Genomic DNA, 23,674 nt, shown 5'->3' with positions numbered 1-23,674 from the left:
TAACCAAAGGAAAGGGGGAAATCACATGAACGAACATCAACAACCGCAACAGCCGTCGGCTGAAAAATTAATACGCATTCTGGCGTTTACGATGATTCTCTCGTCGATGAGCGCAACCATGTTTAATATCGTGCTTCCTGAAATCAGCCAGGAATTCCAGCTTTCCTTCGCCCAGGTCAGCTGGGTATCGTCGATTTACATGCTCATCTATGCCATAGGCTCCGTCCTGTACGGAAAATTGGCCGACACCTATAAACTCAAAAATCTGGTCACCTTCGGATTGCTTCTCTTCTTTGTCGGTTCCATCACGGGCTTGGCCGCACAGGCCTACTGGATGGTGCTGCTGGGACGAATCCTTCAGGCAGCGGGGGCAGCCGTCATTCCGGCAATCGCCATGATCATTCCCGTCCGTTACTTCCCTGCGGAAAACCGGGGCCGCGCACTCGGCATAACGGCGACCGGGCTCGCCATCGGCAACGCGATCGGGCCGGTGGTTTCCGCATTGGTCGTTAGCACGTTCCATTGGAGATGGCTCTTTTTCATTCCGCTGCTCATCCTGGCCACCCTCCCTCTCTATCGCAAATATCTGGACAATGAACAGGGCCAGGGCGCACGGATCGATTGGCTCGGCGGCGGCCTTCTGGCCGGAACGGTTGCGCTGCTGCTCCTCTCGGTGACCCAAGGCGGCTGGATATTCGGTTTAGGCAGCCTGATCCTGTTCCTTGCGTTCCTTCTGCGCATTCGTTCGGCTAAAGCGCCTTTCGTCCAGCCCCGTTTATTCCGCAACCGAAGCTACACGGTCGGACTTGTCCTCGGCATGTTCATCATGAGCGTCGGTTATGCGCTGCCTTTTCTTACTCCGCAGCTGCTGTCGGATTTGAACGGTCTGGCTCCGGGATGGATCGGATTTGTCATGGTGCCCGGAGCCGTGGTCACGGCCATGCTGGGCGGAAGAGGCGGCAAGCTCGCGGATACCAAGGGAACCCGCTATTTATTCTATGCGGCTTCCACCCTGCTGCTGCTGTGCTTTGCCCTGTTGTCCACCTTCGCTGGCGTATCGCCGCTCCTGATCGCACTGTTCCTGATCTTCGGCAATGTCGGTATCATGTTTATGCAAATCTCGCTCTCCAAGACGATTTCCTTATCGCTGCCCAAAGAGCAAACCGGCGTCGGCATGGGACTGTTCTCCCTGCTTAACTTCCTGTCCGGCGCGATTGCCACCGGGGTTTACGGCAAAGCCGTCGACCTTGGCGCCGGCACCCGCTGGAACCCGCTGAGCATGGTACAGGGAGCTTCAACCTACAGCAACATCTATATCGTCTTGGTGGCGTTGCAAGCAGGAATCCTTCTGCTGTTTATGCTGCAATTTGGCAGAACGGCACAGCATAAGCTGCAGGTTCAAACTACCGGATCCAAATAAGGAACGGCAGCCAATGCGGGGTCGTTTGATGAAACATGCCTGCCCATCCGAAAATGATCCGGGGCTCTCATACAGGCCGCGCAGATCTGAATCCGCGCATGTCAACACAAAAACCACCGGAGCAACGCTTGGCTGTAGCCGCTCCGGTGGTTTTGATGATGTCCTGATGCCTTTAATTTTGTTGGATGCGATGGCGATGCTATGGATACTATGGTGCCTGCCTATACCTAGTAACCCTTATACGTCCAAACGCGGCTGCGGGCAGAGAAGAACATGCGCTTCTTCCTCTTGGTGCCGGCTCTAAGGTTACATGGCGGCGCGCTTCAGCTGTCCATGATATAAGTCGCTGTAGAACCCTCCCTGCTTCAGCAGCTCATCATGGGAGCCCTGCTCCAGCAGGCGTCCGTCTTTCAGCACCAGGATGCGGTCGGCGGAACGGATGGTATTCAGACGATGGGCTATCACGAAGCTCGTCCTGCCCTTCATCAATCGCTGCAGCCCTTCCTGGATCTTGATCTCCGTTACGGTATCGATGCTGCTTGTCGCTTCATCCAGCACCAGCATGGAGGGGTTGGCCAGAATCGCCCTTGCGATCGCAAGCAGCTGCTTCTGCCCTTGGCTGATGCCGCTGCCGTCAGGCTTGAGCATTTTGTCGTAACCGTCCTTCATGCGCACGATGAACGAGTGGGCGTTAGCCAATTTTGCGGCTTCCTCCACTTCTTCGTCGGTCGCATCCAGCCGGCCGAAACGAATATTCTCACGGATGGTGCCCTGAAACAGGAACGAGTCCTGAAGCACGAAAGCCATCTGCGAACGCAGGCTTTCCCTGCGGATCGAAGAAATGTCCCGGCCGTCCAGGGTAATGCTTCCGCTGTCCGGATCGTAAAACCTGGAGAGAAGCTGAATCAAGGTGGTTTTTCCCGCACCGGTCGGACCGACCAGCGCAATCATCTCGCCGGGCTTCGCTTCAAAGCTGATGCCTTCCAGGGTGTCCCCGTCTTTATCGTAAGAGAACGAGACGTTGTCGAACTTGACCGCCCCCTCTACGCTCTTCAGCGTGACGGCCGCTCCTTCATCCTTCGCTTCAACCTCTTCGTCCAGCACTTCGAATACGCGTTCCGCACCCGCAATGGCGGACAGCAGCGTATTCCATTGGTTCGCCAGATCGTTCAGCGGTCTCGTAAACTGCCGCGCGTAACTTTCGAATATAATGATGACGCCGATCGTAATATGCCCCTGGATCGCCAGGATGCCGCCAATGCCCGCCACGATCGCAAAGCTCAAGTTGTTGAGCCCGTTCATCAGCTTCGGAATGAAGCCCGATATGCTCTGCGCCCAGAAGCCCGATAGACGAATCCGTTGATTGCGATCATCGAATTCGCGGACCACCCGTTCCTCCTGGGAAAAAGCCTTGATGATTCGCTGCCCGGACAGCGTTTCTTCAATGTAACCGTTCAGATCCCCCAGATTGCGCTGACGCTCTTTAAACAGCGGGCCGGTCCGGCGGGTAATCCAGCGCATCCCCATCATCATCAGGGGCACGACCAGGAACGTCAGAAGCGTAAGCAGCGGGCTAAGCCATAACATGACGGTTAACGTGCCGATTAAAGTCAGCACGCTCGAGAAGATTTGAATGGCCGAGCTGTTGAGCGTCGAGCTCACGTTCTCGATGTCATTCGTCAGACGGCTCATGATTTCGCCCTGTTGACGCTTCCCGTAGAACGGAATCGGCAGCCGGTGCAGGTGCGTGAACAGATCCATCCGCATCCGGTACACGGTTTCTTGGGCGATGCCGATCATCCAGACGTTGTGCAGCCAGGTGGTTAAGGCCTGAAGGACATATACGACGGCCAGGCCAACCAGAAAGTACAGCCAGGCGGAATCGATGGTGCTCTCGGGATTTCGTACATCATCCAGAAATTTGTCCACCCCGACGCCGAGCAGATAGGGACCCAGCAGCGCCAGGCCCGAGCTGAACATCACCATCAGCAGCACGAGCGCGAGTTTCCCTTTGCGCCGGGCAAGATAGGTCCATATCCTGGAGAGGGTGCCCGACCAGTTTTTGGCCTTGGCTTTCGGCTTGCCGCCACGGCTGCCGCCATCCTTGTTCTTGTCAAGATCGAGCTTCGGTTTCGGGTGACGAAACGGTTCAGTGAATGCCTTGAGCATGATGCTGCGCCTCCTCTCCATATTGGGATTCATAAATGCGTCGATACAGAGCGGAGCTTTTCATCAAAGCGTCATGATTCCCTTTTCCGATCAAACGCCCGTCATCCAGCAGCAATATTAAATCCGCCGAAGTGGTCGAGCTGATCTTCTGCGTAATCAAAAACGTCGTGCAGGATAAATCCTTGAGGGCATCCAGCAGAGCGCCTTCCGTTCGGACGTCAAGCGCGCTGGTGCTGTCGTCCAGGATGAGGATGGCGGGCTTTCGCACGAGCGCCCTCGCAATCGACAGGCGCTGCTTCTGTCCGCCGGACAAATTGACCCCGCGCTGGCCCAGCATCGTGTCATACCCGTTAGGCAGATGCTCAATGGTCTCATGAATCTGAGCTCGGCGAGCAGCCTCCTGAATTTCTTCCATCGTTGCATCCTCGCGTCCCCAAGCAATATTCTCCCGCACCGTCCCGGAGAAGAGCAGCACTTCCTGCGGCACATAGCCGATGCCGCTGCGCAGGTTCACCTCATTGATCGTCGCGGCGTCCACGCCGTCCACGAACACGGTCCCCTTCTCTTCCTCGTAAAGCCGCGGAATCAGCTGGACCAGCGAGGATTTGCCGGAACCTGTGGCTCCCATGATGGCGATGCGCTCACCGGGCTTCGCTTCAAAGGAAATATCCGTCAGGACGTCGATGTCGCTGCCCGGATAACTGAAGCTCACTTGCTCGAATTTGACGCCCCCCTGAATATCCACTTTTCCGGCTTGGTCCTTGTTTGAGCCTGCCGCCGTATCCTCCGTGCCCAGCACCTCCTGCGCACGCTGGGCGGAAGCACGTCCGCGGGAAAAGGCAACGACGACCCAAGACAGGGCGGACATGGCGCCGATGCAGCGCAGGGAATAGTTGACGACGGCGACCACCTCGCCGACGCTGGCACTCCCGGACGCAATATCTTTGCGGCCGAACCACAGGACCGCCATGATCCCGGCGTTCATAACGAGGAGAATAAACGGCATCGTGGTCTCCGTTAATCGCAAGGTCGAGACGGTGGTGCTCATCAGCTTGCCGGAGGTACGGGCAAAGCGCTCGATTTCATGGCCCATGCGCACGAATACGCGGATCAAGCGAATCCCGGTCAGATTCTCCTGAATGACGCCGTTCACCGCGTCGAGCCGCTGCTGGACGCTGCGGAACGCATCGGCAGCCCGCTTCATGATCCAAGCGATGAAAATGAACAATACGGGCACGGTCAGCACAAGCAGCAAGCCCAGCTTCACATTCACTACGAGTGCCATGATAATGCTGCCGAGCACCACCAGCGGGACGCGCGTCATGAACCGCAGGCCCATGAACACCGTGTCCTGGATCTGGGTGACGTCACCCGTAAGCCTGGTAATCAACGATGAGGTGGCGAACCGGTTAAATATCGAATAAGAGAAAGACTGCACCTTGTCATACAATTGATCGCGAAGATCATAACCGAGCCCCTGACTCGTATGCGCCGCAAAAAAAGAGCTGGATATCCCGGCGATGAAGGCTATAATAGCGCTTCCAGTCAAAACGGCTCCCCACATCCATACGACGGACATGTCCTGCTTCTGTATGCCGTCGTCGATGATTTTGGAGATAAGCAGCGGCTGAATCAGCTCGACGGTGAGCTCGATCAGCATCATGGCAAGTGCCGCAATCGCTGCAACGCGGTACTTTTTCAAGATCGAGAAGACGATTCCCATATGCATTCCTCCGAGTGTCGAAGACCCTTATCCTATTCTTACATCATTTACCCATAGGTCTTCATGTAGTAGCAATATTAGTTCGTACCATGGCTGGATATGTCCATTATAATATATTTTCTCCTAGATCTTGCCGAAGGATGAAAATTATCGCGGGAAATCGCATTCCATTACCACTACACGCATGGCACAACATAAAAACCAGGATGACAGGCAGCGAAAAAGAGAGCCCGTTCACAAGGATCGTCTCCCGCGAATATGGCTCTCTTGCCGAAATATATGTCTATTCCACGGACTTCAGCGCTTCGATCATGTCGATCCGTTTCAGCTTGTAATGCATGGAAGCCATGACGATGGCCGAGAACAGCAGCGTCAGCAGCGCCGCGTAGCCATAACTGATTTCATGGATGGTGGGACTGAACATCATCGCATCCACTTCTGCGGTCAGGAGCACGAACCGATGCAGGAAAATGCCTGCCAGATTGCCCGCTATGATCCCGAGCACGGTCAGGATCATGTTTTCGCGATAAATGTACATGGTTACTTCCTTGTCATAGAAGCCAAGCACCTTGATCGTAGACAGCTCGCGTATCCGTTCGGATACGTTGATATTCGTCAGATTGTACAGCACGACAAATGCGAGGGCCGCAGCGGACACAATCAGGACGACCACCACGACGTTCATGCTGTCCATCGTATCGCTGAAGGCGTCGCTTACGCCGCTCGTGAAACTCACCATGGCGACCCGTTCGCTTGCGGTTAACGATTCCCCGAGCCGATCCTCCCACTCCGGATCGTTACGGTCATAAGTCAGCAGCTGGCTGTTTACTTCGGGCGCTGCTTCAAAAATATCTTCGTAGTACTTCGGCGTCATGTACACGTAGTGCAGGGCATAGTTCTCCGTGATCCCCGCCACGCGTATTTCAAAGGGTTCATTGTCGCTGTTCTGAACCGTGAAAGTGCTGCCAATGCCGAGACCGAACAGCTTGGCCAGCTTCTCGGTAATGATCGCGCCGTCATCCGTCAGCGACAGCGTCTGCCCCTGTTCGCGGGGCTTCAGCACGATAAACGAATCGATCTTCTCCGGCGATTGCGGCACGAACAAATTCACATCCTGGCCGTTCACGCCGGGGGCCGCCGCGGTCATCGCCTCCTGGGTCACGTTCAGGATTCCCGTAATCTCCGGAACTCCCGCTAGGCGCTTGTTATAGTCCTCCAGCCCGCCGCTCTCGCCGTTATCTTCTTGGAATACCACGGTCGCCTGGTGCTGCATGATTTTGCCGTATTGCATCGGCGCGATATCCCCGATGGAGTCCTTAAGACCGAAACCGGTCAGAATCAGGGCCGTGCACCCGGCCACGCCGCAGACCGTCATGAACATCCGCTGCTTGTAGCGGAAGAGATTTCGCGCGGTTACCTTTCCAATAAAGCCGAGCCGATTCCACACCCATGGCACTCGCTCCAGCCATATGCGGGATCCGTTCTTGGGCGCCCTTGGACGCATCAGGACCGAGGCGTTGCTTCGAAGCTCCACCCGCACGGCCACATAAGCCGTCATGGTGGTACAGAGCACAGCCACGACAACCGAGACGACGCTGTAGCTGAGATAGAAGCTGGTTCTTACATCGGGCAGATTATATAAAGCGCCGTAAGCATCATAGATGATGGCGGGAAACAGGGTAAAGCCGACGGCCAGTCCGGCAGCCGATGCGGAAACGCTCGCCAGCGTCGAGTAGACCAGAAACTTTTTCATCACGTCCCGGTTGCTGTATCCGAGGGCTTTCAGGGTTCCGATCTGGAGCCGCTGTTCCTCAACCATCCGGGTCATTGTCGTCAGGCTGACGAGGGCCGCAATCAGGAAAAAGAATACCGGGAACGCGGTGGCAATGGAAGATAAACGGTCCGCGTTATCGCTGTACTCGGTATATCCCGGGTTAACGCTGCGGTCCATGACATAGACCTTGGGAAGCTCAAGCTGATCAAGCTCCTTCTGGCCCTCAGCCACTTCCTTTTCGCCGTCTGCGATCTCCCGCATAGCCTTTGCTTTTTCCTCTTTGAATTTCTCCTGACCTTCCCGGTAGTCCGCCTGTCCTTGGGCAAGTTCCGCTTTCGCATTCGCGAGCTTGGCTTCTCCCTCCCGTCTGGCGGCTGCAAGCTCTTCCGTTCCTTGCTTGAACGTTGCCTCTCCCTGCGCGAGCTGACGCTCGGCTTCCCAAAGCTTAGTCTGCCCGTCCTTCAGCTCTGCTTCGCTTGCATCCAGCTTCTGCTGAGCCTGATCCAGCTGCAGCGAAGCCTCGTCCAGGCCACGCTGGAACTCGGAAGCCGCCTGTCGCAAAGCAGCGCCGTCCGATGCGCCGTCCATGAAACCGGCGGCGGCCGCCCCTAGCTTCGGATCGGCTGACTGAGCTGCCGAGAGCAGCTCTTGCCTCTGCTCGTCCGGGATGGCCTCCGGGTCCAAGCCGGAGATTTGCTGCAGCGCCTTGGCCAATTGCTGTCCTTGTGCCAGCTTCGGCGCAAGCAACGCCCATTGTTGATCCAGTTGGCTCTGACCCGTCTTGAGCTGATTCCGGCCCTGTTCCAGCTTCTGCTGATTGCGTTTCAGCTCCGCTTTGCCTTGCGAAAGTTCTTTTTCCGCCGCATCGAGTTTAGCCTGCCCTTGGGCCAGCTCGGCCTGAAGCTTGTTCACCCCATCGCGGTACGCTTGCTCGCCTTCATTCAGCTTGAGCCTGGCATCCGTTAACTCCTGCTCCGCATCGGCAAGCTGCCTCTTGGCATCCTCGATCTTGCCCATCGCCTCGTCCAGCTTCTTCTGCCCTTCTGCACGGATCTCCGCCAGCCGCTCCTGCGGCATGGCCTCCAGCGCCAGTTCAACCGCTTCTTTGTGGCGGCTGATTTTCTCGTCGTACTCTGCTGTATAAGGAGCAGGTTCCGCCGTGTCTTGAAAGGTCATATAGACTTCCGTATAAACAGGCAGTTTAAAATCCTTCTCCGGAATAACGGCAAATACATCCGCCGTCCCTTTGCCGATACCGCTCGTTCCCCGGCTCATGCTGCTTATGAACAGCGGGCTTTTCGCTCTTCCAACGACCGTATACGTCAGATGATCAAACGTTTCCCCCAAATCCGCTTCCTGATCCGGATTGGTAAAGGTGACCTGATCCCCTATTTTAAATTCGTTTCCTCTCTCTCCTGCATCGATGACGATTTCGCCTGCTGCCTCTGGCATTCGCCCCTCTGTAAGCACATATTGATTCAGATTATTTCCTGGGTCATAGGAGAGCACCTTCGCGATCCGCCCGCTGTCGCCAAGAAATACGTCCGCGCCGTAGCCCGGTTGAACCTCATCCACGCCGGCAACCCGTTTCAGCTTTTCAATATCGCTTGGTTCTAGACCCAAGGTCGATTGAACCTTAAGGTCCATCAGTTTTAAATCCTTATAGTAGTGATCCGCCGTATCCAGCATATCCGGCCCGGTGGCCTTGATCCCCGCGAAAAAGCCAACGCCGAGCATAATAATCGCAAAAATGGACAGAAACCGTGCCTTTGTCCGCGATATTTCCCGGAAAATATCAGTCCATAACGCTTTCTTCTTCATCATCGATGTCTCCCTACCACTCAATGCTGTCTACGGAAACGGGATTCGGATTCACCACCGTCTTCCGAACCTTGGCATTGTTGATCTCAATGATGCGATCGGCCATCGGTGCCAGGGCAGAATTATGCGTAATGACGATAACGGTCGTTCCCGTGTGGCGGCAGGTATCCTGGAGCAGCTTAAGCACCTGCTTCCCGGTATGGTAATCAAGGGCACCCGTGGGTTCATCGCAGAGAAGCAGCTTCGGCTGCTTGGCAAGCGCCCTGGCAATCGCCACCCGCTGCTGTTCGCCGCCGGACAGCTGCGCCGGAAAATTGTTCAGGCGCTGCTCCAAGCCGACATCCCGCAGCACTTGTTCGGCATCCAGAGCTCGGGGCGAAATCTGCGAGGCTAACTCCACGTTTTCTTTTGTCGTCAGATTGGGAACCAGGTTGTAAAATTGGAACACAAATCCGACGTCATTGCGCCGATATCCCGTCAGCTCCTTGCTGTTAAACTTGGCAATGTCCGTTCCATCCACCAGCACTTGCCCCTCATCGGCGGTGTCCATGCCGCCCAATATGTTCAGCACCGTGGATTTTCCTGCCCCGCTGGGACCGACGATAATCGCAAACTCGCCCTTTTCGATCTCCAGGTTGATTCCGTCGTTGGCTACAATGGTGGTCTCGCCCATCCGATAGCGCTTATATCCATCCTTAATGCTCACAAAAGCCATGTCACTCCACTCCCAACTCATCGTTGCCTTTTCGGCCTGGAACGTTATGTAGAATCTTAAGTAACCCAAGCGGTCTATAAGCGCGTCAGCTGCAGGATGGTCAATGTTTATACGGATACGTACTGCGGCGTCTGCCTAAACCTGTGCAGCGGACTATTCTATTTGCGCGTTCTTCGTTGTTAGATTCACTTGTTTGGCTTGTCCTGATCCGTGAGTCCATCCTTAAAACCAGTGTAGCATAAACAAATCCGCCAAAGAAAACGCTGAATAGCCCCAGACGGCTAAGTCACAGAATGTTCCAAATTCGCATGCACGAATGGCACAGAAAACGCTTCTTCACCCGGGAAGAAGCGTTCATTATAAAGCAATGATAAACATCCTATGATTTCCAGAAGATCGCCCGGTCCTCCGCACGAAGCTTCATTACGAAACCGGAAGGGTCCTGAGCCGTGTACCCGATCGAATCCACGATCCATCTGCCCCCCGCGTGCTTGTATTGAATCGTGGCCAATCCGGTATCCCGGAGACGATGCTCGCTGGTTCCCGTCTCGTGGGTCGCGTCGGTCATAAGCTTAAAATAGGGATCGATCCGTTTGACTTCTTGAGCAAGGGCTTCTCCTGGAACCAAAACTTCAAACTCGCTCCGCTCCGGGAGGCGGCTAAGCCGCCATTGATCCGTGAGATGTCCGCCTCGGGGATAAAAGAACGAAACCAGCTTGCTGCCATCCGCCATTTCGTGAATTTCATACGTATAGTCCCGTTCCTTTCTTACGATATCCGGTTTGCCGTATTGGCTTTCAACCGTATATGAATCCGGGGCATACGACATTAGCAATCGATATACAAAAGGAATGTTGATCTCGTTATGAAGCGTAATATCCTCATCGGCTTTTCCGATACAAAGCAGCAGGAGGACTAACAACACCGCGATTGCACCCAAGCGCAATCCTGCTGCCCGAGCTTTAAACACGCCGTCCGTCCTCATATCATTCGATATGTCCCGTCAACGCCGCTTCGGGGATATTTTGGCCCCGGGTCCAATCCCTGAACGAAAAATCAAGCACGCCGCCCTGAGCAAGCGAAGTCATGACCCTTCCATCTTCGAAGGCGTACGAAAAGGTATGCAGCGTTCCGAACAAATCGTCGTAATCCGTAAAAAACAACGGGGATTTGGGATCCTTAAACAAACCGAAGACCTCGGTTTGGGTTAACCGTTCTGAATCCAGACTGTCGAGGTAACGTTTACGCCGCAGGGAATGCTCGATGGCAGGCCTGTTTTTGCCCGTCAACTCCTCATAATGGTTAACGCAGGCAATTGCCGCCTCCCCGCCCGCACGGGGAATCACTTGGTCCGGGCTTGCCTCGACAACGGCCATGTTGCCCTGTGCATCTCCTATTGAAAAGTTATAACAAGCCGCATGGGGAATATGGCGCAGCATATAAGACGCTTCTTCTGTCGTGCCGCACGATTCCAGTATCATCCGAACGCCGACCCAAGGCGACAGTCCCGTCTGGTATCCGTCAAAGCTGACAAAATGCAGCCCGGCGGCAAGCCCTTGCTCATTCACCCCGTCATGCCTGCCTATGGCCTGCAAATTATAGCCCGCGGTTGCCAGGCCTTGATCGGCTTGAGCCACAGTAAAATAACCATCGTAAAACGCAGGCGTAAAATCGTAATTTCTTACGTAATACGAAGCCGTGATCATCGCCGAGCAGCCCATGGCCGCGATTTTCGGGACGTCGTATCCGCCCAGAAGCGCCGCGGCTTTGGGAAAGGACATTTCCAAGCCTTCCGCCAGTCCCTCAAGCTCCGATAGCAGCTGCGGGGCAAACTCGTTATAGATGCTCTTCAGCTGTTCCGTGTCGATCTCCGGTTTGGTGGCCGCTTCGAAAGCTTTCAATATGGGCTGATTTCGCAGGCTGCGGCCCAGCTTCAGCCCGTTATGATAGTTATCTTCTCTAAGCTGCAAGATGTTTACCTTGTAATCCGGCATTTTGATCCCTCCACCCAGACGGTATTCCTTATGGGAATATATCCCTCATCCGATTATAGATGGAATTCGCTCTCCTTCCAATAAAAAAAGCTCCACCCCCGCATGTTTGCATGCTTGGAAGGAGCAAAATTTATGCTCGGGGCAATTGTTCAAATACGTGAACGTATTGCTCGTATTTTTCGGACCAGGCGTCTTTGCGCGATTCAAGCATCCTGCCATCCAGCAGTGCTTCGATGACGTCCAGGCATACGTCCCAACCGGCTATATCCTTCGGCGTATGATCCGTGATGTTCGTTATCGTCTCGATCAGCACCAGACGGCAGCCTTCGGCCTCGGGATGCAGCTCAAAACGCACCCGGTCCTCTCCCCACGTATACTCCAGTACCGATAACTCCCGATAGTCCGTAATCTCAAACTCTTCGAACGTTCCGTCCTGCATGTCAAAGGTAATTCTTCCGCCTTGGCGCAAATCCTCCACCTTCAGCTCCGAGAACCACTGCTTCAGCTTGTCATTATCCGTTAGATAGGACCACACCTTCTCAACCGAATGCTTCAGGCGGCGTTCAAATCGGACGGTCGTTCCGAACTCGTCTTGCTGTACAACAGCCAGCATCACTCATCCTCCTTATGGAATGTTTGATTCAAAAATGGTTCATCCAATCCGGCGGCCTTAGGATGATTACGGAGCTTCATCCTCATCCAGGAGCCTCTCCAGATCATCCAGCTTGTTCGTCCAGAACTGCCGATAGGGCTCCAGCCAGTCGTGGATCTCCTCCAGAGGCTTGGCATTCAGGCTGTACACATGCTTCTGTGCTTCTTTCCGCAGCGAGACAAGGCCTGCGTCCCGCAAAATGCGCAGATGTTTGGACACGCCGGGTTGGCTGAGCTGCATGAGCTCTACAATCTCCCCCACCGTACATTCTTTCACGCGCAGGTAGTCCAATATCGTCCTGCGGTTCGGCTCTGCCAATACTTCAAAAAGGTTGTCGTTCAACATGTTTATTATATTACTATACAGTTATATTTCCGTAAAGTTATATAATAGACTTACGCCGTCTTTGAACAAACATAACGCCTTCTTTATAATGTAGCTATTGATGTCCGGTTTTAACACGGTAATACGGGATTGCCCCAGCCAAGAAGGAGGAATGACGGAAATGCCCAATATTATATTTTTGCGCGACCCTGATCTTCCGTTTTTGGAAATCAAACAATGTGATGCTTTGGATCACCTGGCCTACAAAAAGCATTTTCACGAAGAAATCTCCATTGGTCTCATTGAGCAAGGGGCTACCCGCATATGGTCTGCCGGGAAACGGTATGAGGCTGCTCAGGGACATATTGTGCATTTTCCGCCGCTGCTCCCTCATGCTTGCCACCCCGAGAATTCCGCCGACTGGAAATATACGATGGTCTTTATCCATCCCCGGTGGCTCGACCCTGCGCCCGCCCACTATCATCCCTCCCAATCCGATATGCCCATCCTGCTGCCGAAATATCAAAACGATCGCTGCCGAAATCTGGTTCATTCCTGTAGAATAGGGCTTCAGCAAAAAGCCACTCCATTGGAGATTGAATCCATGCTGATGGCATTAATGCGGGAAACGGGCCTGCTTCGGGAGGAAAGCGCCTCGGTGCCTGGCGGCAATGTGCCTGAATCCCCGGCTATGCTGCGAGCGAAGCAGTATTTGGATCAGCATTACAAAGACCGCATTACACTCGATGCCCTTCAGGACATATCCGGGATCAGCAAATTCCATCTCATTCGGATGTTTACGGAGACCTATCATCTTGCTCCCCATGCCTACCAGAATTTATTGCGCATCAATTACGCGAAAGAGCAGCTGTTACAGGGGAAGGCCATCGCTGACGTTGCTACCGAGTCCGGTTTTTACGATCAGAGCCATTTCACGAGAGCTTTTGCCGGGTGCGTGGGGACAACGCCTCTTCGGTATGCAAAAGCGGCATCATCTTAAACTAACCGCAATTTTATACAATACCGCCTCGCGCAGACGTTGATAGAATCATGAAGATCCCAATGTTGCGAGGTGTTTAACTTGAACGATTCTTTATCTGAACGGGCTTTTGCCGACGCTCTGAAGTCAGTTGCCCGTAACCTTCAGCTCAAACAATACGTCCGGCAATCCGCCGAATGGTATCCGATCCTGCTGCGTGCAGCGGAGCGTTTTGTCGCGGGAGACGTGCTGGAACGAGGTTTGTTCTGCCGGGATGCACTGGATGCCCGAGGTTATCGGGCTTCGCTGGAATATATCGGTGAGAATACCCTGAACGAAGCCGAATGCACACAGGCTTTCCAGGAGTTCTCCCGGTTAATCGAAGCCTGTTCGAAAGGCCGGCCGGGCACCCGTATTTCGCTCGACCTGTCCCATATCGGATTATCGGTAGACGAGGATTTGGCTTACCGGCATCTTGAAGGGCTTGCCAGCCAAGCGGAGGTGGCCGATTTGGAGCTGGTCATCAGTATGGAGGAGTCCGCCAAAACGGATGCCATCCTTGCGCTGCATCGCAAAATATCGGCCCGGTTCGCGAATGTCGGCATCACGCTGCAAGCCCAGCTGCCCCGAACCCTGGAAGATCTCGAACAAGTTCTTACCTACGGTTCCGGCACGATCCGCATCGTAAAGGGCGCCTATCAGGAACAAGAGGGACACTATATTCCTCGTTCCGAGACGCTTACCTCTAGGTACATTCAAATGGTGGATTTATGCGTTCAGGCAGGCTGGCCGGTATCGGTCGCCACTCATGATGAACCTATCCTGCGGCATATGACCCGCAACGAAGTGTATCGCGGCTGCGCCGTCGAAATTGAAATGCTGTATGGCATACGAACGGACCTTGCCAAGCAACTGAAGGACGACGGCTTCCCCGTCCGAGTCTACCTGACATACGGCGAGGAGTGGTTCCTGTACTTGTGCCACCGAATCGCCGAGCACCCGCCGAATATCTATGATGCGGTGACCCGGTCGATCGCAGGCGGCACCGAGCCCATCACCCAATATTGATCAACAATTAATAAGGGAAGAAACAGCGAATAGGCGCTGTTTCTTCCCTTATTTATGATCTGGTACTAAAAAATATTTTCGGAATGCCGATGTAATAGGTGAAACTTTATTCTGGACGAATGCGTCATATTGTAGAGGAAAATAATAACAAAGCGAATTCAGGAGGTTGAGTGTGTGAAAAGAATATGGACTGCCTTGCTAGCAGCTATACTGTTAATCCCCATGACATTCCAATCGCAGGCCCAGGCGGCAGTGAACATCAGCGTCTTGATTGACGGCGTCAAGCTGTATACGCCTCAAGCGCCTGTCATGATCCAGGGGCGCGTCATGCTTCCGATGCGATCCATCTTCGAAGCCTTGGACGCATCGGTCAAATGGAATCAAAAAACGAAAACCGTCACGGCGGTCAAGGATGGCACGACCGTCATCCTAAAAATCAACTCCAAGACGGCCACCATCAATAGCAAGACGGTGGCGCTGGATGTACCGGCGAAGAACTTAAAAGGCAACACCATGGTGCCGGTCCGCTTCGTAAGCGAAGCCCTCGGCCAAAAAATCGGCTGGAATTCCAAAACGAAAACCGTAACCGTCACCACGACGAACAATTCCGGCGGAAACAATACCGGGATCGCACCGGTGAATTACGTAACCCTTCGGGATATCGGCAATGCCGGAGACGGCCGCGATTTGCAGGTCAGCTTCTCCAAATCGTCGACCGAACCTTTAATCTCGCATTACCGCGTCATGATTGTGAAGCAGTCCAAGACGTTAAACCAAACCGAGGCACAGCGCGTATCCTCCGCTGCTTACACATCGGTATATCCGACCGGCTCGGATCCGATGCTGACCCTTACATCCGGTTCAAAGGATGTGGACGGTGACCTTATCCGCGATAATCAAGCTTATAAGGCTTATGTATTGGCAGTCAGCAAAACAGGCGGCGCATATGCCCTTTCCTCGGCTTCCCCGTCGTTGACGCTGACCAACACCAATTCGGTGAACGGCGCAACCAACGTGAAAGCGAGCGATGTGAGCGACTACGGCGATGGCCGTGATCTTCAGGTCAGCTTCACGCGCGCCCAAAACGAGAGCAATGTAAGCAACTACCGAGTATTTGTCGTAAAAACGAAGGATGCAGCTAACTTCAATCTGGCGGCAGCCAAGTCTGTATCCAGCCAAAATTACTCAACGGCAAGCAAAACTAGCACGACGAACACAACACTGTCCACGACGCTGAGCTCTTCCGCCCGCGATACTTCAGGCGAGCTCATTCGCAGCGGAGTCGCTTACACCGTATTCATTCAGTCTGTCAGCAGCAACGAGAGCGTGCTTGCAAGCAACCTCTCGTCCGGTTCGGCCAGCATCACCCTCAGCACGGGGAATACAACGGTTCCTTTCATCACGCAGGTAACGGATATCGGCGATGCCGGTGATGGCCGCGATCTTCGCGTAAGCTTCAACAAGGTATCCAACGAATCCAGCATTCATTCTTATCGCGTGTTTGTCGTAAAGGACAGCAATTATAGCAGCTTTAACCTAAGCAGAGCCAACACGGCTTCCAGCTACAACTACTATACCCATGTCAACAAAACCGGCAATAACATCACGAACCTGACGCTGTCATCGGGCGCCAGAGACGTGGATGGAGCAACGATTCGCAACGGCGTGCACTATCGCGTATTCGTCATGGCGGTGGACAACAATAACGCCAATAACAACGTGCTGTCCGCTCCATCAAGCTCCATCATCTTGAGTTCCAGCTACAATGTGGGCGCGGTTACCAGCCTGTCCGTCACCGACGTGAACAACTACAATGACGGTCGCGACCTGCAGGTGTCATTCTATCGCCCGTCCGACCAATCGAATATTAGCCATTACCAGGTCTTCGTTGTCAAATCATCGAATAGTTATTTTGATCTGTACAGGGCAAACAATCTAAGCAGCTATTATTATACGCAAATCAGCAAGAACAACAGCAGCAGCAACTACATGTCGCAAGTGCTGAATTCAGGCAGCCGCGATATTGACGGAGAACTGATTCGCAATGGCGTCAGCTATCGCGTTTATGTCCTGTCCGTAGGATATTCGACCAGTAACAATGCATTATCTGACTATGCTTCCATTACGCTTGGGAACGCCAATCAGAACGTTAACCCTGTTTCCACGCCGTCCCTGACGCTAAACGGCAACAACGGAAACGGAAGCGACCTGAGAGTCACCTTCAGTCCTGCTTATGGCGAAAGCTACATCGACCATTACCGGGTTATTGTCGTAAAGTCAAACCAAAGCCTGAACGTGTCGCAAGCTTACAGCAACGGGTATTACACGTTGGTTAACAAAACCGGCGGTACCATCACTCGGGATTTGGTTAACACGACCAAGGATAGCGATGGAGATCTCATTCAAAGAGGTTCAAGCTACCGCGTGTACGTCTTATCTAGAGGCAACAGCTATTCGAATTACAGCAACGCGCTTTCGGCGGTCTCTAATGCGGTTACGATTCAAGGCGTGACCCAGGTAGCGGCAGCAACGAACGTTACAGCAGCGGATGTGAGCGACTTTAATAACGCAAGCGACTTGAAAGTATCATTCACCAATCCAGCAAATGAAGCCAATATCAAAGAATACCGAATCATGGTCGTAAAGCAAGCCAACGCCGGCAGCTTTACTGTAGCTCAAGCTAACAAAGTAGGTAATGACAACTATGATAGTGTAACGGTTGGCACCAATTTCAATAAGGTTCTGCGAGCTGAAACAAGAGACGTCGAAGGTCAGCCGATTCGCAATTCGGTGGATTACCAAGTGTTCGTACTGTCCGTAAGCAACAATGGTTCCATAAGCAATGCCCTGTCGGCACCATCGGCGACAATCAAGCTTACGGGTACGGCCGTCACGGTTCCTTCGGACGTATATGCCGGGATTGTAAGCACCAACGGGAACAGCAGTGATATTATGGTTAAATTCAATCCTTCTTCCGGTACTGTGGGAGAATACCGAATTCTGATCGTACCATCGAGCAAAAGTTTCGGATTGGATGATGCGAACAAAATCACCAATGGACAATTATATACGACGGTTGCTCCATCTACCGTCAGAATTGAACAGAAGCTTTCTGCAGGATTATCGGATGTAACCGGCGCAGCTGTCGTGGCTGGAGTCAAGTACAGAGTTTATATTCTTGCCGTTGCTGATGGCACCGTGTCAACTAAGAACAGCATCTCTGACATGTCGGAAGAATTCGAAATCCCGAACCTGATCCAAACCACGGCCGTTACAGCCAAACTGGATGCAAACGGGAAGCTTCAAGTCGATTTCAAGAAGGCGATCGATGAGCGAGGCATTACGGCTTACCGCCTGTTGTTTGTAGAGGAAGACAACATCAAGACCTTCAATCTTAAAGCAGCAACGGACGCCGCTGCCAAAGAAGATAAGAATGCAACAATAAAACCGGATGGCAAAGATGTATCGACCCTCATCGATATCCCTGCCAAGGATGCCCTGGGTAAAGACATTAAAGACAATGCGAAGTACGCCGTTTATGTCCTGTCCGTGCAATCCCAGGATAAGAAACTTGCTTCGAGCGCACAATCCGCAACGCCTTTATCCGAAGCGTCCAAAACGCTTGTTGTATTAAAGAAAACGCCTTAATCCAAGGTGCATCAGAATAAGCCTTAACATGTAGAGCTGTACCTCATCACTAAGACGATGAGGTACGGCTCTTTTTTATCCGCTTCTTCCATCAAGCCCCCATTTTCAAAACACCTTGCATCTCATAACTAATTTCCACATGATTTTAAGATGAATTATCCGGGTAATTCCTCATGGAAAAATATGATAATTTAAAACCAGAAAACGCTTTCAAAAATATTATTTGGAGGTGAATCCTGACCTTAAAAGCCAATGTTGCAGCTAGGTCCTCAACAAACGGATAACGGTTATTGAATGGATCTAGTGAAAATACCGCTTCACAACTTCAAAACAAAGGAGATGCTAATGATAAACCTCAATAAGAAATCCATCTGTTCCTTGGCTCTCATCGTTTCTCTGGTCATCTCATTGTTCCCTGCTTACGCATCCGCAGCGAAACACGAACATCCAAGGCATCCAAAGAAAAATCTCCAAGCCTACGTCAATGATATGCAGCCCGGCTGGAACCTGGGCAATTCGCTGGATGCCGTGGGAGCTGACGAAACGGCATGGGGAAATCCGCGCATCACCAAAGCGCTGATCGACCAAATCGCGGCACAGGGATATAAGAGCATCCGCATTCCGGTAACCTGGAGCCATCACATCGGCAGTGCACCGAGTTATGCCATCGACGCCTCTTACATGGACCGGGTCGAGGAGGTTGTCGATTGGGCGCTGGACGCCGATCTGTACGTCATGATCAATGTCCATCACGATTCGTGGCTGTGGATCAGCCATATGGAGAACAACCGCAACGAGGTCGTTGCCAAGTACAACGCCGTATGGACTCAAGTTGCCCAACGCTTCCGTACCCATTCGAACAAGCTGATGTTTGAAAGCGTCAATGAACCCCGCTTCTCGGATGGCGGGACCACCGACGAGTCCAAAGCCTTTCAGATGCTGGATGAGCTTCAAACGTCGTTCCATCGGATCGTCCGCGGATCTGGAGCACGCAATGCAACCCGGCCGCTTGTGCTCTCTACCCTTGAGGCATCCCCGACTCAAGCTAGAATGAACGAGCTGTACAACACCATGACCAAGCTGAATGATGCCAATCTCATCGCCACCGTCCATTATTATGGGTTTTGGCCGTTCAGCGTGAACATCGCGGGGTATACCCGTTTTGAGACGGATACCCGAAACGATATCGATCAGACGTTCAACCATGTATATGACACTTTTATCGCCAGAGGGATTCCCGTTATCCTTGGCGAATACGGGCTGCTTGGCTTCGATCAAAGCACAGGGGTCATTGAGCAGGGCGAGAAACTGAAGTTCTTCGAATACCTAACCTATTATCTCAAACAGAAGAACATTACCCATATGTTATGGGACAACGGCCAGCACTTTAAGCGAACCGCCTTTACCTGGTCCGATCCGGAGCTGTACAACATCATGAAGGCAGGTTGGAGCGTACGTTCTTCCACGGCTGATACCGATCTGATTTTTGTGAAAAAAGGAGCGGCTGTCCAGGATCAAAGCATCCCATTGAACTTGAACGGCAACGCACTGACCGAAATCCGCTCAAACGGACAACGGTTAGTCGCCGGGCAGGATTATACGCTGAACGGAAATACGATTACGTTTACATCCAGCCTGCTGTCCAGGCTGACCTCATCCGGGCAATTCGGAGTGAATGCCGTACTGACGGCCAAGTTCAATCGAGGCGCGGACTGGAACTTCAGGGTTGTCTATCATGATACGCCTGTGCTGCGCAGCACGCAGGGAACCACCGACTCGTTCAGCATTCCCGCGACGTTCAATGGGGATCAGCTGGCCACGATGGAGGCTGTTTACGCATCGGGAGGCAATGCAGGGCCGCAGGACTGGACCTCCTTTAAGGAATTTGAATACACGTTTTCCCCATCCTACGCGAGCCATGAAATCAAGCTTAAACCTGTCTTTTTTAACGAGGTCAGAGACGGAGAAGTCATCCTCAAGTTTCATTTCTGGAGCGGCGAGGTCATTACCTACAACCTAACGAAGAACGGCAGCAGCGTGACCGGCAGCACCTCCTAGGTTATGCTGCATGGGAATAACAAAAGCTCAAGTGAAATCACTTGAGCTTTTGTGTATTTAGGCCTGCGCAATATTTCGTTCAGCCAGAAACTGATCGATAATGGCCGAGATGACATTCAAGCTGACAGGCTTGCTGACATACTCATCCATGCCCATTCCTAAATATTTCTCCCGATCCCCCTTGATCGCATGGGCCGTCACGGCCACGATATAAGGTTGATGATCGGGCGGGGCCGATTCCTTAATGAGCTGGACCGCTTCCATGCCATCCATGAAAGGCATCTGTATATCCATGAACACCATATCATACGGATAACGCTTAAAGGCCTCTACCGCCTCGAGCCCATTAAGAACGGTAGTCGAATTGTACCCCAGCTTCTCAATCATCTTCTTGAGGACTAATTGGTTGACCTCATTATCCTCAGCAATCAAAATTTTCAGATCGCTGCCGTCGGAGTGATTCTCGTGAACCGTCCCGGCCTCCGGCATGTTGCCCGCGTTTGCACTAAACGAAAAATCGACCGTAAACGTAAAGACGGACCCCTGCTGATTCGGATTTCGCTCATACCAGATATCCCCGCCCATCAACTGAACGAGTTTTTTGCATATGGCCAGTCCGAGTCCCGTCCCTTCCACCTGCCGTGTCATATAATGATCCACCTGATAGAAGGGTTCGAACAGCTGCGCAATCTTCTCGCTTGGCACCCCTATGCCCGTATCCGTAACGGAGAATTGTATGAGCTCCGAGTTAGCTTGGTCCCTGACACACTGAACGGAGATCGAAACCGCACCGTTCGGCGTAAATTTAATGGCATTGCTGAGCAGGTTCATTAATACCTGCCGCAGCTTCGTCACATCCCCATAGACTTGATTCGGCACGTCGGACGCTACAGAGGTGGTCACCTCAATATTTTTGTCCAGCGCCTTCGGAAGAATCATATTCAATGTCTCGGACAGGGCCGTTCTTAAGCTGAATGTTTCCTCCACCAGCTCCGTTCTGCCCGATTCGATCTTCGAGAAATCCAAAATATCATTTATGATGTTCAGCAGGGTTGTCCCGCTCTTCTTGATGATCTGCACGTACTCCTGCTGCTCCTCATCCAGCTCGGTTTCCAGTATCAAATCCGTCATTCCGATTACGCCGTTCATCGGCGTACGGATCTCATGGCTCATCATCGCCAGAAACTCGCTTTTGGCTTTATTCGTCTTCTCGGCTGCTTCCTTCTCGATGATAAGCCTTTTCTGCTCCGTCATATCCTTGGCTATAATGTAGAAGCCCACATTTTTGCCATGAATGACAATGGGAGCAAGCGTCGCGAGCACTTCAACCTGATGCCCGTCCTTGTGATGGATGCAGTTAATCCCCTTCTCGGCGGCAACATAATCGGCCGCAGAAGAAAGCACTCGGGCGAGATTGCGTTCGCCGATCAAATTCGAGATTTTGGTTCCGATTAACTCCGGAATCTTAAAACCCGTCAGCTGCTCCGCCATCTGGTTCCCGTTAATAATCCTGCCTTCCAGATTGAAGGAAATAATCGCATCATGGTTATACTTCTTCAGCGAGGTGTATCGCTCAATACTCTCCTGGAGCTTCTGCTCGGCTACCTTGCTGTCGGTAATATCAACAATTTGCGAAATGAAGAACAAGGGAGTTTGATCCTGATCGTCGCGAACGAGAGAAACATGTATCGACGCCCAGATGACATTGCCATCCCTATGTACGAATTGTTTCTCCACCGAAATGGTTGAGGACGCTTCATCCAGAGATTGTAACAGCTTGTCTTTATTGTTAATGCATTCAGAGTAAATATAATCGGTTGCCGGCTGTGCCATCAATTCTTCGTCCGTGTAGCCAAACATTTTGCACGCCGCAGGATTTACGCTGATCCAGCTTCCTTCTATCGTAACCAGGGCAATGCCAATTGGAGCACTTTTATAGACATGTTCAAACAGAGCCTGATGGCCGAAAATGTTGATATCACTCATACTCTGCACCTCCTGATACCGCTTATTATACATCAGCGTCTTCAAAATAGGAGTTTTTTCAGAGTAATTTTATATTGCTAATCATTAGTAGAGTCATCGGTATACCTTATGATAGTCGTAATCCCTTGTTAGCTGAAATTACTTCCGCATTACCAAGCGATTCCTTGCCGTTCACGAAAAAAATTCCCGCTGGGTCCATCATCCTCCATCATCGCCAGCCATACCGCCGTATCGGCCCCTTCGGCAACGGTTAACGGAGCGTCTGCTCCTCCCATATCGGTCTGAACCCGGCCCGGGCACACCGCATTCACCTTTATTCCGGTATTGGCTACATCCTGCGAGACGAGGCAGGTTAACGCGTTCAGCATCGTTTTGGAGATGCGGTATGCCGCGGATGAGCCTTGTAAACCATAACCGCCCTGCATGATTTCGAAGGCTCCAAGACCCGAAGAGATGTTTACGATACGCCCGTATTGATGCTGCTTCATCAAAGGTATTGCAGCCTGCGTCATTCGCAGAGCCCCGAAAAAATTCGTCTCCAGCGTTGCGCGCACGACCGACTCCTCTACATCGATCACAGAAACGCCTCGATCCAAAATCACCCCGGCATTGTTCACCAGCACGTCAAGGCGCCCATAGTCAGACTGTATTCGATTCATCATTCCTGCCACATCGCGGACCTCATGGACATCCGCTACATGCAGTTTCACACGGAGCCCCTCGGCAAGCAGTTCCTGGACTGCCAGCCTTCCATTCTCTTCGTCACGGGATGTAATCAGCACCTGGAGCCCTTTAGCAGCGAGCTGTCTGGCTATCTCTTTTCCAATCCCGCGGTTGCCTCCCGTCACAACGGCCATTCGCTGTACCTCTTCCCCCCTAGCCTTGTTCACGACGCCCGTCCCCCTTATGCAAAATAGCTTCCCATGCCGCAATGCTCTTCTCCAAATGGAGTTCCGCCTGTTTCAGCATCTCCATCTGCAGCTGGATGTCATCCAGCTTCCGCCTTCCCACCTCAATGGCATTAGGAAGACATTCGATTTTGATATGCTCATCGAACGCGCATTGAAAAAAACTCATAATTTCCTTCACCGTCAATCCCAGGCTAAAATACATCTGGATCAAACGGACCCGCTCGATATCCGTTGCCCTGTATTCGCGATAGCCATTATCCAGACGCTCCGGGCACAGCAGCTCCTTCTCCTCGTAATAGCGCAAGGAACGCAGACTTACGCCCGTTTTTCGTGACAATTCACTAATATGCACGCCAAGCAGCTCCTTTTTCATCGGTTATCCGCATTTTAAAGCATCACATCATGTGAGGGTCAATCCGTCATTTTACAAGG

General features: G+C 52.5%; 16 protein-coding genes. 5 read left to right on the top strand and 11 right to left on the bottom strand.

Annotation, left to right across the window (positions count from 1 at the left end; all coding sequences use genetic code 11):
• The first annotated feature begins 25 nt into the window (after positions 1-25).
• Complete coding sequence (locus tag M1D70_RS06595; protein ID WP_456289481.1) at positions 26-1,420, top strand: MFS transporter; 1,395 nt, start codon at positions 26-28, stop codon at positions 1,418-1,420.
• 306 nt (positions 1,421-1,726) lie between these two features.
• Here the strand turns inward: M1D70_RS06595 and M1D70_RS06590 are convergent, their stop codons facing one another.
• The 8 genes from M1D70_RS06590 to M1D70_RS06555 form a co-directional block, all read right to left on the bottom strand.
• Positions 1,727-3,589, bottom strand: a complete 1,863-nt coding sequence (locus tag M1D70_RS06590; RefSeq protein WP_009591688.1) for an ABC transporter ATP-binding protein — start codon at positions 3,587-3,589, stop codon at positions 1,727-1,729.
• Complete coding sequence (locus tag M1D70_RS06585; protein ID WP_456289480.1) at positions 3,570-5,312, bottom strand: ABC transporter ATP-binding protein; 1,743 nt, start codon at positions 5,310-5,312, stop codon at positions 3,570-3,572. Before M1D70_RS06585 ends, M1D70_RS06590 begins: the two co-directional genes overlap by 20 nt.
• 283 nt (positions 5,313-5,595) lie before the next feature.
• The gene (locus tag M1D70_RS06580; protein ID WP_456289479.1) at positions 5,596-8,910 is read right to left on the bottom strand and encodes an FtsX-like permease family protein; all 3,315 of its coding nucleotides are present in this window, start codon (positions 8,908-8,910) and stop codon (positions 5,596-5,598) included.
• Positions 8,911-8,920: 10 nt separating this feature from the next.
• Positions 8,921-9,622 (bottom strand): ABC transporter ATP-binding protein, encoded by a 702-nt coding sequence (locus tag M1D70_RS06575; protein WP_009591627.1) that lies wholly within the window; start codon positions 9,620-9,622, stop codon positions 8,921-8,923.
• Positions 9,623-10,001: 379 nt separating this feature from the next.
• Positions 10,002-10,592 (bottom strand): hypothetical protein, encoded by a 591-nt coding sequence (locus M1D70_RS06570; protein WP_254664034.1) that lies wholly within the window; start codon positions 10,590-10,592, stop codon positions 10,002-10,004.
• Positions 10,593-10,608: 16 nt separating this feature from the next.
• Complete coding sequence (locus M1D70_RS06565; protein ID WP_456289478.1) at positions 10,609-11,616, bottom strand: C45 family autoproteolytic acyltransferase/hydolase; 1,008 nt, start codon at positions 11,614-11,616, stop codon at positions 10,609-10,611.
• Between the two features lie 130 nt (positions 11,617-11,746).
• Positions 11,747-12,229, bottom strand: coding sequence for an SRPBCC family protein (locus M1D70_RS06560; protein WP_009591680.1), 483 nt, complete (start codon positions 12,227-12,229; stop codon positions 11,747-11,749).
• A 66-nt stretch (positions 12,230-12,295) separates the two neighbouring features.
• The gene (locus M1D70_RS06555) at positions 12,296-12,613 is read right to left on the bottom strand and encodes an ArsR/SmtB family transcription factor (protein ID WP_009591672.1); all 318 of its coding nucleotides are present in this window, start codon (positions 12,611-12,613) and stop codon (positions 12,296-12,298) included.
• Between the two features lie 160 nt (positions 12,614-12,773).
• On the opposite strand from M1D70_RS06555, the gene M1D70_RS06550 reads away from it, so the two are divergent.
• From M1D70_RS06550 to M1D70_RS06535, 4 genes are all read left to right on the top strand, one after another.
• Complete coding sequence (locus M1D70_RS06550; protein WP_456289477.1) at positions 12,774-13,592, top strand: AraC family ligand binding domain-containing protein; 819 nt, start codon at positions 12,774-12,776, stop codon at positions 13,590-13,592.
• 81 nt (positions 13,593-13,673) lie between these two features.
• A complete protein-coding gene (locus M1D70_RS06545) occupies positions 13,674-14,639 on the top strand; it encodes a proline dehydrogenase family protein (RefSeq protein ID WP_456289476.1) in 966 nt (321 codons plus the stop codon).
• A 174-nt stretch (positions 14,640-14,813) separates the two neighbouring features.
• Positions 14,814-18,287, top strand: coding sequence for a stalk domain-containing protein (locus M1D70_RS06540; protein WP_456289475.1), 3,474 nt, complete (start codon positions 14,814-14,816; stop codon positions 18,285-18,287).
• A gap of 345 nt (positions 18,288-18,632) precedes the next feature.
• The gene (locus tag M1D70_RS06535) at positions 18,633-20,345 is read left to right on the top strand and encodes a cellulase family glycosylhydrolase (protein ID WP_456289474.1); all 1,713 of its coding nucleotides are present in this window, start codon (positions 18,633-18,635) and stop codon (positions 20,343-20,345) included.
• Between the two features lie 57 nt (positions 20,346-20,402).
• On the opposite strand, the gene M1D70_RS06530 is transcribed toward M1D70_RS06535, so the two are convergent.
• From M1D70_RS06530 to M1D70_RS06520, 3 genes are all read right to left on the bottom strand, one after another.
• Entirely contained in the window at positions 20,403-22,331 is a 1,929-nt protein-coding gene (locus M1D70_RS06530; RefSeq protein ID WP_009595367.1) for a PAS domain S-box protein, read from the bottom strand.
• Between the two features lie 149 nt (positions 22,332-22,480).
• Positions 22,481-23,221 (bottom strand): SDR family NAD(P)-dependent oxidoreductase, encoded by a 741-nt coding sequence (locus tag M1D70_RS06525; protein WP_456289473.1) that lies wholly within the window; start codon positions 23,219-23,221, stop codon positions 22,481-22,483.
• A complete protein-coding gene (locus M1D70_RS06520) occupies positions 23,208-23,615 on the bottom strand; it encodes a MerR family transcriptional regulator (protein ID WP_456289472.1) in 408 nt (135 codons plus the stop codon). The genes M1D70_RS06525 and M1D70_RS06520 overlap by 14 nt, the downstream gene beginning before the upstream one ends.
• Between the last annotated feature and the right edge of the window lie 59 nt (positions 23,616-23,674).

Source organism: Paenibacillus sp. AK002 (assembly GCF_053903045.1).
Note: the sequence above shows the minus strand (reverse complement) of the source record. Positions and strands in the feature narration are given on the sequence as shown.